The 15,770-nt window shown below is 60.7% G+C and carries 9 protein-coding genes and 2 pseudogenes; 7 read left to right on the forward strand and 4 right to left on the reverse strand.

Annotation, left to right across the window (positions count from 1 at the left end; all coding sequences use genetic code 11):
* Positions 1 to 30: 30 nt before the first annotated feature.
* Positions 31 to 1,530, reverse strand: a complete 1,500-nt coding sequence (locus tag RS887_RS06405; RefSeq protein WP_322614791.1) for an efflux transporter outer membrane subunit — start codon at positions 1,528 to 1,530, stop codon at positions 31 to 33.
* 331 nt (positions 1,531 to 1,861) lie between these two features.
* Here RS887_RS06405 and RS887_RS06410 point away from each other — a divergent pair, with 331 nt between their 5' ends.
* The 7 genes and pseudogenes from RS887_RS06410 to RS887_RS06440 all read left to right on the forward strand — a co-directional run bounded on the left by RS887_RS06410 (position 1,862) and on the right by RS887_RS06440 (position 12,043).
* Complete coding sequence (locus RS887_RS06410; RefSeq protein WP_057395863.1) at positions 1,862 to 2,830, forward strand: LysR family transcriptional regulator; 969 nt, start codon at positions 1,862 to 1,864, stop codon at positions 2,828 to 2,830.
* Positions 2,831 to 3,508: 678 nt separating this feature from the next.
* A pseudogene (locus RS887_RS06415) lies at positions 3,509 to 4,671 on the forward strand (efflux RND transporter periplasmic adaptor subunit).
* Positions 4,668 to 7,766, forward strand: a pseudogene (locus RS887_RS06420) (multidrug efflux RND transporter permease subunit). The pseudogenes RS887_RS06415 and RS887_RS06420 overlap by 4 nt, the downstream one beginning before the upstream one ends.
* A 9-nt stretch (positions 7,767 to 7,775) precedes the next feature.
* A complete protein-coding gene (locus RS887_RS06425; RefSeq protein WP_322614792.1) occupies positions 7,776 to 8,453 on the forward strand; it encodes a heavy metal response regulator transcription factor in 678 nt (225 codons plus the stop codon).
* Positions 8,443 to 9,807, forward strand: coding sequence for a heavy metal sensor histidine kinase (locus RS887_RS06430; RefSeq protein ID WP_322614793.1), 1,365 nt, complete (start codon positions 8,443 to 8,445; stop codon positions 9,805 to 9,807). The genes RS887_RS06425 and RS887_RS06430 overlap by 11 nt, the downstream gene beginning before the upstream one ends.
* A gap of 262 nt (positions 9,808 to 10,069) precedes the next feature.
* Positions 10,070 to 10,294, forward strand: a complete 225-nt coding sequence (locus RS887_RS06435) for a hypothetical protein (protein ID WP_322614794.1) — start codon at positions 10,070 to 10,072, stop codon at positions 10,292 to 10,294.
* A 246-nt stretch (positions 10,295 to 10,540) separates the two neighbouring features.
* Positions 10,541 to 12,043 (forward strand): sensor domain-containing diguanylate cyclase, encoded by a 1,503-nt coding sequence (locus tag RS887_RS06440; RefSeq protein WP_322614795.1) that lies wholly within the window; start codon positions 10,541 to 10,543, stop codon positions 12,041 to 12,043.
* Positions 12,044 to 12,217: 174 nt separating this feature from the next.
* Here RS887_RS06440 and lpxC read toward each other — a convergent pair whose 3' ends face one another.
* From lpxC to ftsA, 3 genes are all read right to left on the reverse strand, one after another.
* Entirely contained in the window at positions 12,218 to 13,129 is a 912-nt protein-coding gene (gene lpxC, locus RS887_RS06445) for a UDP-3-O-acyl-N-acetylglucosamine deacetylase (RefSeq protein ID WP_008016709.1), read from the reverse strand.
* A gap of 112 nt (positions 13,130 to 13,241) precedes the next feature.
* Positions 13,242 to 14,435, reverse strand: a complete 1,194-nt coding sequence (gene ftsZ / locus RS887_RS06450; RefSeq protein WP_008016708.1) for a cell division protein FtsZ — start codon at positions 14,433 to 14,435, stop codon at positions 13,242 to 13,244.
* Positions 14,436 to 14,508: 73 nt separating this feature from the next.
* Positions 14,509 to 15,768: a cell division protein FtsA gene (ftsA, locus tag RS887_RS06455; RefSeq protein WP_007989901.1), complete on the reverse strand. Its 1,260-nt coding sequence runs from the start codon at positions 15,766 to 15,768 to the stop codon at positions 14,509 to 14,511.
* Positions 15,769 to 15,770: the final 2 nt, after the last annotated feature.

Below are 15,770 nucleotides of genomic sequence, written 5' to 3' on the forward strand. Positions count from 1 at the left end.
CGAGCAAGCTCGCTCCCACAGGTCTTGTGTTCAACGCAAAAGGCTCGGGGTTTTCGGCACTTGAGTCTGTTCGGCGTTCGGCACGTCATTACCGGCACCCAAACCACCACCCAACGCCGTCACCAGTTCGGCATGGGCGCTCAAGCGCGCCGCCTGAACCTGCTGCTGCACTTGCTGCTGCTTGAACAGCAGGGTCTGGGCGTTGAGCACGTTGAGGTAGTCGGTCAGGCCACGCTGGTAGGCGATCATGGCGATGTCGTAGGTTTTCTGGGCAGTGGCCACCGACTCGGCGGCAAAAGCCTGCTGCTTGTCCATGGACTCGCGGCGGATCAATTGGTCAGAGATGTTTTTCAGGGCATTGACCAGGGTCTGGTTGTACTTCGCCACGGCGATGTCATACCCGGCCGAGGCTTCGCCCAATTCAGCGCGCAAACGTCCGCCATCGAAGATCGGCAACGAAATCGCCGGCCCCACGCTGTAGTTGAGCTTCTTGCCGGTCAAGAACTCCAGCGCCCCGCCGCCGGTGGCCATATAGCCGAGGCTGCCGACCAGGTCGACGTTGGGGTAGAAACCGGCATGGGCGACATCGATGCCCCGCGCCTGCGCCGCCACTTGCCAGCGGCTGGCGACCACGTCCGGGCGCTGCCCGAGCAATTGCGCCGGTAGCGTTGACGGCAGTTTCAGTGGCGCCCCCAGCGACAGCGTTGGCCGCTGCAACTGCGCGCCTTCCCCCGGGCCCTTACCGGCGAGGGCGGCGAGCTGGTTGCGGCTCAAGGCGATTTCTTCGTCGAGGGCATCGAGCTGGCGATGGGTTTCCGGCAACGGTGTTTCAGCCTGGCTGACTTCGAAATGCGTGCCGATGCCACCATTCAAACGTTTCTGCGCCAACTCCAGGATCTGCTGTTGTTGCTTCAAGGTTGCCTCAACGATGTCCCGTTGCGCGTATTGCAGCGAAAGCTCGATGTAGACCCGTACGATGTTGTCCTGCAACTCGAGCTGCGCCTGACGAGCCTCGGCGACGGTCATGTGCGCCATGTCCACGGCGCGCTCGGTGGCATTGCTTTCGCGGCCCCAGAGGTCGAGGGCATAACTGAAACCCAGCGCGGCGTTGTTGTCCCAGGTGGTGCTGTTGGCCAGCTCGCCGGGGCCATAGAACTGGTCGGTAGGCCAGTTGTGCCGCTTGAGGGTGGACTCGCTGTTGATCTGCAGCGACTCGGCGGCTTCCGCCACACCGGCCATGGACCTGGCCTGACGTACCCGGGCGGCGGCCATGGCCAGGCTCGGGCTGCCTTGCAGGGCGAGGTCGATCCAGCGGTTCAGTTGTGGGTCACCATAGGCCTGCCACCATTGTGCGGTGGGCCAGTGCGCATCTTGCGCGGCACTCTGGATCGCTTCGTCGGTGGCCAGTGAATTGGCCTCCAGCGCCTTGTCCTGCGGGGCAATACCTCCGGTTCCGATGCAGCCGCTGATTGCCAGGGTTAAAGCCAAAACACTGAGCGGCTGAAGCGCTCTGCTGATGCGACGCGGCACTGCTGCGATTTCCTGAAATAGGGAGAGGTACGAGATTTTCTGGAAACTGGAGTTCCGCTTTTGTGGGAGCGGGCTTGCTCGCGAAAGCGGTACACCAGTCGACATTGATGGTGAATGTCAGACCGTCTTCGCGAGCAAGCCCGCTCCCACAGGTTATGCGGTGGGTCGAGCCCCGGTTGCCCAAGTTGCGCAATTCTATGGGGCGGCCTGGAGGGCGATAAGCCGGGATTCCTGTGAATCTTTGTTACCGTAAACGAGATAATCTTTAAGTCTGGGGTCTCAGACTCTGAAACTTCGTGTCACAATTTGCCATCGCACCCGAGAGCCCCCCATGGACACTTTGCAAAACATGCGCGCCTTCAGTTACGTGGCCGAAGCCGGCAGCTTCACCGCCGCCGCCATACAACTGGACACCACCACGGCCAACGTCTCGCGCGCGGTCTCCAACCTGGAGGCCCACCTGCAAACCCGCCTGCTCAACCGAACGACCCGCCGCATTGCCCTGACCGAAGCCGGCAAGCGTTACCTGTTGCGCTGCGAACAGATCCTGGCCTACGTCGAAGAAGCCGAAGCCGAGGCCAGCGACGCCCACGCACGCCCGGCCGGGCAACTGAAAGTGCACACCATGACCGGCATCGGCCAGCACTTCGTGATCGACGCCATTGCCCGCTACCGCAAGACCCACCCGGACGTGACCTTCGACCTGACCATGGCCAACCGCGTGCCGGACCTGCTCGACGAGGGTTACGACGTATCCATCGTCCTCGCCCGCGAACTGCCGGATTCGGGTTTCGTCTCCCAGCGCCTGGGCATCACCTACAGCATCGTTTGCGCCTCGCCGGCCTACGTCAAAGCCAACGGCTGCGCGCAAAAACCCAGCGACCTGCTCAACCACGCCTGTCTGCGCCTGGTCAGCCCGGTGATCCCGCTGGAGAAATGGGCCTTCGACGGCCCTGATGGTCAGGAAATGGTCACCATCAACAGCTCACCGTTTCTGGTGAACTCCGCCGACGCGATGAAATCCGCGATCATCAGCGGCATGGGCGTTGGCGTGCTGCCGCTGTACGCCGCGATAGAAGGCCTGCGCAACGGTACGCTGGTGCGCGTGATGCCCAAATACCGCTCGCAGGAACTGAACCTGTACGCCATCTACCCGTCGCGCCAGTACCTGGATGCGAAGATCAAGACCTGGGTCGAGTATTTGCGTGGATCGTTGCCGGAATTGCTGGCGGCGCATCAGGCGGAATTGGCGGCGTATGAATTGAGCGGGAGTCTGGGTGGGGTTCGGGTGGCGAATTGAAAGTCTCTCGGCTGACAGATTGATTCTTGTGGGAGCGAGCCTGCTCGCGATGGCATTCTCAAATTCAACATCTTTTTGAGCAGATACACCGCTTTCGCGAGCAGGCTCGCTCCCACAGTTTGAGTTGTGGACATCCTTGAGAGGCTGGTCGGCTGACAGGCCGCCATCGCGGGCAAGCCCGCTCCCACAGGGTCGAAGTACACCCGCTCTGCTCCTCACCACTCAACAGGCCGAGCGTTAGCTCGCCTGCAGCTCTTGATCTTGATCCACCCGCCCCCTCGGCAGGCTGAGTGGAGGTGTTCATCCGGGGATGGGCGCGCAGCGCCGTTCGACGCAGTCGAACCCATTGCATGTAGGTCGAGCGAAGCCGACCGGAGGGCAATGCCCCCGGATGAATGCCGGAGCGAAGGAACCCCGAGCCATAGCGAGGGGCCGTACGTAAGGGGCGAGACCTTTGGTTCCTTTGGGGCGTTTGCCAAAGGAACTCGCCGTAAGGGCGAAACCATAAGCGGCCATTACCGAAGCAACGGATATGTACACAGTCCACTGCGCATCGGGCCACCAAAGCCAAACTGACAGCGCCGTCAGTTAGCCGTCACCCTCCTGACCGGCAAACAGGTTTATAAAGGAAACTACCTTACCCACCTACCGACCACCCAGCCCCGGCGCCCCACTCGCATGCGAATCCAGAAAAACCCCGCCCTGCTCGTCGCCCTTCTGATCGTCCTGGCAGCGCTGGGCCTGTGGTATGCCACCAAACCGGCCAAGGCCAAGCTCGCCGCCCCCACCGCCATCCCCGTGCGAGTAGTCGCCGTGGCAGAAAAAGACGTGCCGCGCTATGTCAGCGGCATCGGTTCGGTACTGTCCCTGCACAGCGTCGTGGTTCGTCCGCAAATCGACGGCATCCTCACCAGACTGCTGGTCAAGGAAGGCCAACTGGTGAAAAAAGGCGATCTGCTGGCCACCATCGACGACCGGTCAATCCGCGCCAGCCTCGACCAGGCCCGGGCGCAACTGGGTGAAAGCCAGGCGCAACTGCAAGTGGCGCAGGTCAACCTCAAGCGCTACAAATTGCTCAGCGTCGACGACGGGGTGTCCAAGCAGACCTACGACCAGCAACAAGCTCTGGTCAACCAGCTCAAGGCCACCGCCCAAGGCAACCAAGCCTCGATTGATTCCGCCGAGGTACAGCTTTCCTACACGCAAATACGCTCCCCGGTCAGTGGTCGTGTCGGTATTCGCACAGTCGACGAAGGCAACTTCCTGCGCATGAGCGACGCCCAAGGCCTGTTCACCGTGACCCAGATCGACCCCATCTCCGTGGAGTTCTCCCTGCCGCAGCAAATGCAGCGCCGACCTTGCAGGGCCTGATCAACGACCCACAGCACGCCCAGGTCAAGGCCTACATCGGCGCCGATACCGATGGCGAAACCGGCAACCTGCTCGGCGAAGGTCACCTGACCCTGATCGACAACCAGATCAACGCCAACACCGGCACCATCCGTGCCAAGGCCGAGTTCGACAATCCGGGGCAGAAGCTTTGGCCGGGCCTGCTGGTGACGGTAAAGATTCAGACAGCCCTGGACAAAGATGCGCTGGTGGTGCCGCCGACCGTCGTACAACGCGGCCTGGACCAGCACTTCGTGTACCGGGTCAATGGCGACAAAGTCGAAGCCGTGCAGGTGCAGATGGTCTATCAAGGCAGCGGCCAGGACATCATCAAAGGCGTGAAGCCCGGTGATGTGCTGGTCAGCGATGGTCAGTCGCGGCTCAAACCGGGTTCGACGGTGCAGGTGCTGACCGAGCCGTCGCAAGTGGTGCAATCGGAGGCAGCGCAATGAAGGGCCACGGTTCGGTATCCGCCTGGTGCATCGACCACCCGGTGGCCACGGTCCTGCTGACGTTCGCCCTGGTGCTGCTGGGCGTCATCGCGTTTCCGCGCCTGCCGGTAGCGCCGTTGCCGGAGGCAGAATTCCCGACCATCCAGGTGGCCGCGCAACTGCCCGGCGCCAGCCCGGAAACCATGGCTTCCTCGGTGGCCACGCCCCTTGAAGTGCAATTCAGCGCCATTCCCGGCGTGACCCAGATGACCTCGAGCAGTGCACTGGGCTCGACCAACCTGACCCTGCAATTCACCCTCGACAAGAGCATCGACACCGCCGCCCAGGAAGTGCAGGCGGCGATCAATACCGCAGCAGGCAAGCTGCCCAAGGACATGCCGAACCTGCCGACCTGGCGCAAGGTCAACCCGGCCGACAGCCCGGTGCTGATCCTCAGCGTCAACTCCTCGCTGATGCCCGGCCCGGAGCTCAGCGACCTGACGGAAACCCTGTTGGCCCGTCAGCTCAGTCAGGTCGACGGTGTAGGCCAGGTCGCCATCACCGGCCAGCAACGTCCGGCGATTCGCGTCCAGGTTTCGGCGGACAAACTCGCGGCCATCGGCCTGACCCTCGCCGACATCCGCCTGGCGATCCAGCAGACCAGCCTCAACCTGGCCAAGGGAGCGCTGTACGGGGAGTCGAGCATCTCGACCCTGTCCACCAACGACCAGTTGTTCCACCCGGAGGACTACAGCCAGCTGATTGTTTCCTACAAGAACGGTGCACCGGTTCATCTGCGCGATGTCGCCAAAGTCGTCAACGGTTCGGAAGATGCCTACGTCCAGGCTTGGGCAGGCACGCAACCGGGGGTCAACCTGGTGATCTTCCGTCAGCCGGGGCCAACATCGTCGAAACCGTGGACCGCATCCAGGCCGCCTTGCCGGCGCTGGAGGCGATGCTCCCCGCCTCGGTACAGGTCAAGACGCTGATCGACCGCACCCAGACCATCCGTGCCTCGCTGCATGAAGTGGAAATCACCCTGCTGATTGCAATCATGCTGGTGGTGGCGGTGATGGCGCTGTTCCTGCGCCAGTTGTCGGCGACCTTGATCGTCTCGGCGGTGCTGGGGTTTCGCTGACCGCCAGCTTTGCGCTGATGTACGTCATGGGATTCAGCCTGAACAACCTGACGCTGGTGGCGATCGTGGTGGCCGTGGGCTTTGTGGTCGACGATGCGATCGTGGTGGTGGAAAACATTCACCGCCACCTGGAGGCAGGCGACGGCATGCGCGAAGCGGCGATCAAGGGCGCGGGCGAGATCGGCTTCACTGTTGTCTCGATCAGCTTTTCGCTGGTGGCGGCGTTCATCCCGCTGCTGTTCATGGGGGCGTGGTCGGACGGTTGTTCAAGGAATTCGCCCTGACCGCCACCTCGACCATCTTGATTTCCGTGGTGGTGTCACTGACCCTGGCGCCGACGATGGCCGCGCTGTTCATGCGCGCACCGGTGCATCATGCCCACGACAAACCGGGCTTTGGTGAGCGTCTGCTGGCAGGGTACGAAAAAGGCCTGCGCCGCGCCCTCGCCCATCAGCGCTTGATGATCGGCGTGTTCTGCCTGTCACTGGGCCTGGCCGTTGCCGGGTACATTCTGATCCCGAAAGGTTTCTTCCCGATCCAGGACACCGGTTTCGTCCTCGGCACCACCGAAGCCGCTGCCGACATTTCCTACGGCGACATGGTGAAAAAACACTTGGCAATGGCGGAAATCGTCGCCGCCGACCCCGCGGTGGAAACGTTCTCGCACTCGGTCGGGGTTTCCGGCAGCAACCAGACCATCGCCAACGGCCGCTTCTGGATCACCCTGAAAAAACGCAGCGACCGCGATGTCTCGGCCAGTCAGTTCATCGACCGGATTCGTCCGCAACTGATGAAAGTGCCGGGCATCGTCCTGTACCTGCGCGCCGGCCAGGACATCAACCTCAGCTCCGGCCCAAGCCGTGCCCAGTACCAATACGTACTCAAGAGCAACGACGGCGGCACACTCAGCACCTGGACCCAGCGCCTGACGGAAAAACTGCGCGCCAACCCGGCGTTCCGCGACATTTCCAATGATTTGCAACTGGGCGGCAGCATTACCCACATCAGCATCGACCGCAGCGCGGCGGCGCGTTTCGGCCTGACCGCCAGCGACGTCGACGAAGCCCTGTACGATGCATTCGGCCAGCGCCAGATCAACGAATTCCAGACCCAGGTCAATCAGTACAACGTGATTCTGGAACTGGACACCCAACAGCGCGGCAAGGCCGAAAGCCTCAACTATTTCTACCTGCGCTCGCCCCTGAGCGGGGAAATGGTGCCGTTGTCAGCCCTGGCCAAATTCGAAGCGCCGACCATCGGCCCGCTGTCCATCGCCCATGACGGCATGTTCCCGGCCGCCAACCTGTCGTTCAACCTGGCGCCGGGCGTGGCGTTGGGCGATGCGGTGATCATGCTCAACCAGGCCAAGGCCGACATCGGCATGCCGAGCGCCATCAGCGGCAATTTCCAGGGCGCGGCCCAAGCGTTCCAGAGTTCGCTGGCCAGCCAGCCGTGGCTGATTCTGGCGGCGCTGGTGGCGGTGTACATCATTCTCGGTGTGCTCTACGAGAGCTTCGTCCATCCGCTGACGATCATTTCCACCTTGCCCTCGGCGGGCCTCGGCGCGGTGATCATGCTGTGGATTTGCGGCCAGGACTTTTCGATCATGGCCTTGATCGGCCTGGTGTTGTTGATCGGTATCGTCAAGAAAAACGGCATCCTGATGATCGACTTCGCCCTCGAAGCGCAGCGCAATGCCGGATTGTCGCCTGAAGAAGCGATCTTCAAGGCCTGTCTCACGCGGTTCCGGCCGATCATCATGACCACCCTCGCCGCCCTGCTCGGCGCCCTGCCGCTGATGCTCGGCTACGGCACCGGCGCCGAGTTGCGCCAACCCCTGGGGATCGCGGTGGTTGGCGGCTTGCTGGTGAGCCAGGCCCTGACACTGTTCACCACGCCGGTCATATACTTGTGGCTGGAGCGGTTGTTTCACAGGCCCAAACCTTCGCCAGTGCCAGCGCTGGCGAGCACAGACTGAGGCAGGGTCATGCGCGTTCTGATTATCGAAGACGAGGAAAAAACCGCGGATTATCTGCACTGCGGTCTGACGGAACAGGGTTACACCGTGGATCTGGCGCGGGACGGGGTCGAAGGCCTGCACCTGGCGCTGGAAAGCGACTACGCGGTGATCGTCCTCGACGTGATGTTGCCGGGCCTCGATGGCTTCGGCGTTTTGCGCGCCTTGCGTGCGCGCAAGCAAACCCCGGTGATCATGCTCACCGCCCGTGAACGAGTTGAAGATCGCATCAAGGGCCTGCGTGACGGCGCCGATGACTATCTGGGCAAACCGTTTTCCTTCCTGGAACTGGTGGCACGCCTGCAAGCGCTGACCCGGCGCAGCGGCGGCCATGAACCGGTGCAAGTGAGCATCGCCGACCTGTGGATAGATTTGATCAGCCGCAAGGCTACGCGTGGCGGTACACGGCTGGACCTGACCGCCAAGGAGTTCTCGCTGCTCAGCGTTCTGGCCCGCCGCCAGGGTGAAATCCTCTCGAAAACCGCCATCGCCGAAATGGTCTGGGACATTAATTTCGACAGTGACGCCAACGTCGTCGAAGTCGCGATCAAACGCCTGCGGGCCAAGCTCGACGGGCCGTTTGAAGAGAAACTGCTGCACACCATTCGCGGTATGGGTTATGTGCTGGAGAGCCGTGGTGTCCAGTAATTCAATCGCCTTGCGGCTGAGCGGGATGTTTACGCTGGTGGCGCTGCTGGTGTTCCTGTTGATCGGCTGGGCCTTGTACCAGCAGGTCGACAAAGGCCTTGGCCTGTTGCCCGAAGCTGAACTCGATGCGCGCTACAGCGTGCTCGAATCCACGGTCGGCCGATACGGCACGCCCGAGCATTGGCTGAAGATCAACAACAAGCTCAATCTGCTGAGCGAAGAAGACAAGCGCATCAGTTTCTGGATCATCAGTGGCGATCCGCACTACGAATATGGCAACTTGACCCCAGAGATCCGCGCCTTTGCCCAGGGGCCGCTGGGCACACGGGACATGCATCTGCCGGATCACCCGTATCCGCTGAAAGTGCTGGTCAGCGAGTTCCCGGCCAAGGACCAGCGCCCACCACTGCGTTTCATGATCGCCATCGACACCGAAACGTTTTTCCATACGCAGCATCAACTGCTGATCGCGCTGATCAGCCTGGCGATTGTCGGCGTGCTGCTGGCCTCGGCACTGGGTTACTGGGTGGCGCGGATCGGTCTCAAGCCGCTGATCAAACTGTCCCAGGAAGCCCAGCGCCTGGCCCCGCCGTTGCGCTCGGGGCGCTTGCGACTGTCACCGTTGCCACCAGAACTCGATCAATTCGTCAGCTCGTTCAATTCGACCCTGGAACGGGTCGAGCAAGCGTACTCGCGCCTTGAATCGTTCAATGCCGACGTCGCCCACGAATTGCGTTCGCCATTGACCAACCTGATCGGCCAGACCCAGGTCGCATTGACCCGCGGACGCTCCGCCGAGCATTACTTCGAAGTGCTGCAATCGAACCTCGAAGAGCTTGAGCGACTGCGTTCGATCATCAACGACATGCTGTTCCTCGCCAGCGCCGACCAGGGCAGCAAGGCGACCAAACTCACCTCAACCTCACTGGCCGAAGAGGTCGCCACGACGCTGGAATATCTGGATTTCATTCTCGAAGACGCTCAGGTCCGGGTCGAGGTCAGTGGTGACGCACAAGTGAGCATCGAGATTGCCCATCTGCGCCGGGCGTTGATCAACCTGCTGAACAACGCGGTGCAGCACACGGCGCCCGGGCAGGTCATTCAGGTGCGCATTGAAGCCGCAGAACACCAGGTCAGCATCGGCGTCGCCAACCCCGGTTCGCCGATTGCCTGTGAGCACCTGCCACGGCTGTTCGAGCGTTTCTATCGGGTCGATGCTTCGCGCAGCAACAGCGGCAACAATCACGGCCTGGGGCTGGCCATCGTCAAGGCGATTGCATTGATGCATGGCGGCGATGTGTTCGTGCGCAGCGACCATGGGATGAATACGTTCGGGATTCATCTGCCTGTCTGACGGGCACACCCCCTGTTGGGCTGCGCAGCGGCCCCAAAATCTGCAACCACGATTTATCTGATACACCTTGCATACCGGATTTACGACGGCTTTGCCGCCGAACGGGGGCAAGCCCCCTCGCCACCGTGAATGTTTGCTTCCTCCTATCGATCTTTGCTTTTGTTGTAACAGTCCTTTCATGAATCCGCTCTTTTTCCCCTCGCCTCATATCCTTATCTTTGCCCGCACCAAACAGCACTTGCCAAGCAAGAAGGTTTTAAAGATGTCCAACAGTATGGGTATTGCCAGCGCTTTCGTTTTGTCCTCTTTGTTCCTGTCGCCATTGGCGATGGCGGAAGAATCGCAGACTTTCGTTGCACATAACGCTGCACGCTCTGCGGCGTTCGAAGAGCATCAGGTCGAGATGACGGCCAAGGCTGCGCAAGACGCCCAGGCCCCGCAAGCCTCCAGCACCCAGGCCCAGCCACGGGCCGAAAAAGACAGCTGATCCGTACCTGTCACGCCTGTTTCCCTCGACACTTTTCATTGGCTCTTCCCTTTGAAAAGTTGTCTTAAAGCCGCTGCTGCCAGCGGCTTTTTTTTATCGTGGCGACTCAACTTTCATTGCAATTTTTGCAACGAAAACACTGACACCCACGCCAATGATCAATCGTTCAAGCAACAGAAGCGATTCACTCGGCTGCTACGTTTATGCAACTACGCTTACTACGTCCCTCCAGCAGACGTCAGTCCTATGACCGCAAGCCGCACCCCACACATTCAAGGCCCGCCCGGGCGACCGGAGATCATGGTGATCCTCGGCAGCACCCTGACTGTCATCTCGATCCTGTGCATCGTCACGTTCCTGCTGATCCGCGAACACGCCTATGCACAGCAGACCGCCACACGCAGCGCGACCACCATCGCACAACTGATCGATGCCGATGTCCTGCGTACGGTCGAGCTCTATGATTTGACCTTGCAGGGCCTGATCGCCGCCGCCCAACGGGAGGACCTGAAACAGGTATCGCCACAGATCCGTCATCTGGTGCTGTTCGACCGCTCCACCACCGCGCGCTACAAGGGCGACATCCTGCTGCTGGACAAGCACGGCGACGTGCTGGCCGACTCTTCATTGATCGAACCGAAACCGGGCAACTTTGCTGACCGTGATTATTTCCAGGCCCATGTCTCCAATCGCGACACCGGCATGTTTATCAGTCGACCATTCAAGCCGCGCTGCGACTGTGATGACAGCGACGAATGGCGCATCAGTTTCAGCCGACGCATTTCCTCGCCAACGGGTGAGTTTCTGGGGGTCGCGGTGGCCTCTATGCGCATGAGCTACTTCGATCAGCTGTTCAACAGCCTCGACATCGGCACCGGCAGTACGCTGGCCATCATCAACAATGACGGGATTCTCCTGGCGCAGAAACCGTACCGGGAACAAAACTCCATCGGTAAAAGCTTCTCCAACCGTCCCAACGTCGTACGCATGCTGCAGGAGCGCAGTGGGACCTTCGAAAGCGTATCGAGTGTCGACCATCAACGGCGCCTGTACACCTTTTCCCGGGTTGGCAATCTGCCGCTGACCGTCATCGTGGCCCTTTCCATCGATGAAGTGTTCGCCACCTGGAGCCGCACGGCCTATGTGATCAGCGGTGCTACCGGGGTTTTGTGCATCGGTTTGTTCTGGCTGACCTGGCTGCTCTGCCGCGAGCTGCGCCTGCGCCAATATGCCGAACAGGAACTGGCGCAACTGGCGGCCACTGACGCCTTGACCGGCGTGGCCAACCGTCGATCCCTTGATCAGACGCTGCGCCATGAATGGTTTCGTGCGCAGCGCAGCGGCAAGCCGTTGTCATTGCTGATGATCGATGCCGATCATTTCAAGGCCTTCAATGACCGGCACGGGCATCAGGCCGGCGACGACGCCTTGCGGGCATTGGCCGAGGTCATCCGCGCCAATGTCCATCGCCCGGCAGACCTGGTGGCGCGCTATGGTGGCGAGGAGTTCTCGGTGATTCTGGCGGAAACCGGCAGTGAAGGCGCGCGGCAGATCGCCGAACATATCCGTGGGGCGGTGCAAAAGCTGCCGCTGGTTGACCCGGGTGAGTCGCCGATGAGCGTGAGTATCGGCATTGCCACCTGGACGGCGGCCAGCGATATCAACCTGGAACAATTGCTGTTCAGTGCGGACAAGGCGCTGTATCAGGCCAAGGACGGGGGGCGCAATCGGGTGGTGTGTGCCAAATAGGATTTTTACTGGATGGGCCGACGCCTTCGCGAGCAGGCTCGCACCCACATGAGAATGCAACCCTCTGTAGGAGCGAGCTTGCTCGCGATGAGGCCAGCCCAGGCACTACAAACTTCGGGGCATAAAAAAAGGCCACCCGAAGGTAGCCTTTAAAAAACTAGAGAGGTTTTTTGCTTACACGGCCGCAACCGGGCGCATGTAAGAGATCGGTGCAGTGCTGGCATCTTCGAACGTCACGACTTCCCAGGCATCTGTCTGCTCAATCAACTTGCGCAGCAGCTGGTTGTTCAGTGCGTGGCCGGACTTGAAGCCCTTGAACTCACCAATCAGGCTATTGCCCAGCAGGTAGAGGTCACCAATTGCATCGAGAATCTTGTGCTTCACGAATTCGTCTTCGTAGCGAAGGCCGTCTTCGTTCAGTACGCCATCGGCGTCGACCACAATAGCGTTTTCAACGCTGCCGCCGAGTGCGAGGTTGTGCTTGCGCAGGTACTCGATGTCACTCATGAAACCAAAGGTACGGGCGCGGCTGACTTCTTTTACAAACGAAGTGCTGGAAAAATCCACGCTTGCACTTTGTGTGCGGTCACGGAAAACCGGGTGATCGAAATCGATCTCGAAGCTCACCTTGAACCCGTCGAAAGGGACGAAAGTAGCGCGCTTGTCGCCATCTTCCACTGTCACTTCACGCAGGATGCGGATGAACTTCTTGGCGGCGTCCTGTTCTTCCAGGCCAGCCGATTGAATCAGGAATACGAAAGGTCCGGCGCTACCATCCATGATCGGGACTTCGGACGCGGAGAGCTCGACGTAGGCGTTATCGATGCCCAGGCCTGCCATGGCCGAGAGCAGGTGCTCTACCGTGTCCACTTTGACGTCACCGTTAACCAGCGTGGTCGACATAGTGGTTTCACCAACGTTTTCCGCGCGGGCAGGAATCTGCACCACGGGATCGAGGTCGGCGCGACAAAACACAATGCCGGTGTCGACAGGCGCTGGCTTGAGGGTCAGGTAGACCTTCTCCCCGGAGTGCAGGCCGACACCTGTGGCACGGATAATATTCTTCAGGGTGCGTTGTTTAATCATGGCATGGGCCGCTTCAGCGCAAATTGCGAACTGGTATCAACAAAGGCTGGCGATGATAGCAGACCAGACCTTTGCTGAACACCAATCACCCTAATACCCCTGATACATTTCATCAATCGGCCTGTCGACGCAGGAAAGCCGGAATGTCCAGGTAGTCCAGGTCATCTTGCGGATTCATCTTCGCGGCAGTCGCAGCACCGGCCTGGGCCTGGTTGCGCATGACGGTCGGACGGTCCAGGTCACGGTAGTTCACCGCTGGAGCTTCCTGACGAACAGGGGCCTGTTGTTGTGGCTGTGCAGCCATCGAGGTGTGGACGGTGTTGTCGATGACCTTCACAGGCTTCTCGATTTTAGCGCCAAGACCTGTGGCAACGACGGTCACGTGCAGCTCGTCGCGCATGTCCGGATCGATAACGGTACCGACCTTGACCATCGCGTGCTCGGATGCAAATGCCTCGATGATGCTACCCACGTCGGAGTATTCACCCAGGGACAGATCCGGACCGGCGGTAATGTTCACCAGGATGCCGCGAGCGCCTTGCAGGTTCACGTCTTCCAGCAGCGGGTTGCGAATGGCCGCTTCGGTGGCTTCGCGTGCACGGTTCGGACCGCTCGCGCAGCCAGTGCCCATCATCGCCATGCCCATTTCGCTCATCACGGTACGCACGTCGGCGAAGTCGACGTTGATCATGCCCGGACGCTTGATGATGTCGGAGATACCGCGAACGGCACCGGCCAGTACATCGTCAGCCTTGGCGAAAGCCGACAAGAGGCTTGCGTCTTTACCGAGGATGGTCAGCAGTTTTTCGTTGGGAATGGTGATCAACGAGTCGACGCTTTCGGAGAGCATGCGGATGCCTTCGTCGGCGATCTGCATACGCTTGCGGCCTTCGAACGGGAACGGACGGGTCACCACCGCAACGGTGAGGATGCCCATTTCCTTGGCCACTTCGGCGATGATCGGCGCAGCACCGGTACCGGTACCGCCGCCCATGCCGGTGGTGATGAACACCATGTTGGTGCCGGCCAGTACTTCGGCAATGCGCTCACGGTCTTCCAGAGCGGCTTGACGGCCGACTTCAGGGTTGGCGCCAGCGCCCAGGCCCTTGGTCACGCCGGTGCCCAGTTGCAGGATGGTGCGCGCGCCGATGTTTTTCAGCGCTTGAGCATCGGTGTTGGCGCAGATGAACTCGACGCCTTCGATGTTGCTCTTGACCATGTGGTTGACAGCGTTGCCGCCGCCACCGCCGACACCGATAACTTTGATTACCGGGCTTGCGGGGATGTTGTCTACGAGTTCGAACATTTTCCCTCTCCTTTACATTCTCTAGTTTTTTCGCCTACTGCGTGCTTCGGTGTAGCGGTGATGCGGTAAATCTTCAGAAATTGCCCTGGACCCACTTCTTCAGGCGGTCCAGCAGCGGAGCCTGTGGCTCTTCGTTGCTGTAGCTGTCGCGACTGCCGATGCCCGAGAACGAGATGCCGTCGGACTGCTTCTGCAGGCCGTACATCAACAGGCCGACGCCAGTGGAATAGATCGGGTTGCGGACTACGTCATCCAGGCCTTTCACGCCGTGAGGCACGCCCAGGCGGACCGGCATGTGGAAGATTTCCTCGGCCAGTTCGGTAGCGCCTTCCATCTTCGACGTACCGCCGGTCAGCACGATGCCGGCCGGGATCAGGTCTTCGTAGCCGCTGCGGCGCAGTTCGGCCTGGATCAGCGTGAACAGTTCGTCGTAGCGCGGCTCAACCACTTCGGCCAAGGCCTGACGGGACAGCTCACGCGGCGGACGGTCGCCAACGCTCGGTACTTTGATGGTTTCACCGGCACCGGCCAGCTTGGCCAGGGCGCAGGCGTAGCGAATCTTGATTTCTTCGGCGTACTGGGTCGGAGTGCGCAACGCCATGGCGATGTCGTTGGTCACCTGGTCACCGGCAATCGGGATCACCGCGGTGTGACGGATCGCGCCTTCGGTGAAGATCGCGATGTCGGTGGTGCCACCGCCGATGTCCACCAGGCACACGCCCAGCTCTTTCTCGTCATCGGTCAGTACCGAATACGCGGAAGCAAGCTGTTCGAGAATGATGTCGTCGATTTCCAGACCGCAGCGACGCACGCATTTTTCGATGTTCTGTGCGGCGTTGACAGCGCAGGTGACCACGTGGACCTTGGCCTCCAGACGCACGCCGGACATGCCCAGCGGCTCACGGACGCCTTCCTGGTTATCGATCACATAATCCTGCGGCAAGGTGTGCAGCACGCGCTGGTCAGCCGGAATCGCCACGGCCTGGGCCGCGTCGAGCACGCGCTCAAGGTCCGCCGAGCTGACTTCGCGATCACGAATCGCGACGATGCCGTGGGAGTTCAGGCTGCGGATGTGATTGCCGGCCACGCCAACGAACGCCGAGTGAATGCGGCAACCAGCCATCAGCTGCGCTTCTTCGATCGCGCGCTGGATCGATTGCACGGTGGATTCGATGTTCACCACCACGCCTTTTTTCAGGCCACGGGACGGATGGGTGCCGATCCCGACGATTTCCAGCGTGCCGTCGTCCGCGACCTCGCCTACCAGCGCCACCACCTTGGAGGTGCCGATATCGAGACCGACGATCATTTTGCCGCTTTGCACGTTTGCCATGG

Source organism: Pseudomonas sp. BIC9C (assembly GCF_034541995.1).
Lineage (GTDB): Bacteria > Pseudomonadota > Gammaproteobacteria > Pseudomonadales > Pseudomonadaceae > Aquipseudomonas > Aquipseudomonas fluorescens_CC.

Excerpts from the sequence above, each read along its gene's own strand:
- RS887_RS06440 (WP_322614795.1), top strand. The coding sequence starts at position 10,541 with ATGACCGCAAGCCGCACCCCACACATTCAAGGCCCGCCCGGGCGACCG.
- ftsA (WP_007989901.1), bottom strand. The coding sequence starts at position 15,768 with ATGGCAAACGTGCAAAGCGGCAAAATGATCGTCGGTCTCGATATCGGC.
- lpxC (WP_008016709.1), bottom strand. The coding sequence starts at position 13,129 with ATGATTAAACAACGCACCCTGAAGAATATTATCCGTGCCACAGGTGTC.
- RS887_RS06410 (WP_057395863.1), top strand. The coding sequence starts at position 1,862 with ATGGACACTTTGCAAAACATGCGCGCCTTCAGTTACGTGGCCGAAGCC.
- RS887_RS06425 (WP_322614792.1), top strand. The coding sequence starts at position 7,776 with ATGCGCGTTCTGATTATCGAAGACGAGGAAAAAACCGCGGATTATCTG.
- RS887_RS06435 (WP_322614794.1), top strand. The coding sequence starts at position 10,070 with ATGTCCAACAGTATGGGTATTGCCAGCGCTTTCGTTTTGTCCTCTTTG.
- ftsZ (WP_008016708.1), bottom strand. The coding sequence starts at position 14,435 with ATGTTCGAACTCGTAGACAACATCCCCGCAAGCCCGGTAATCAAAGTT.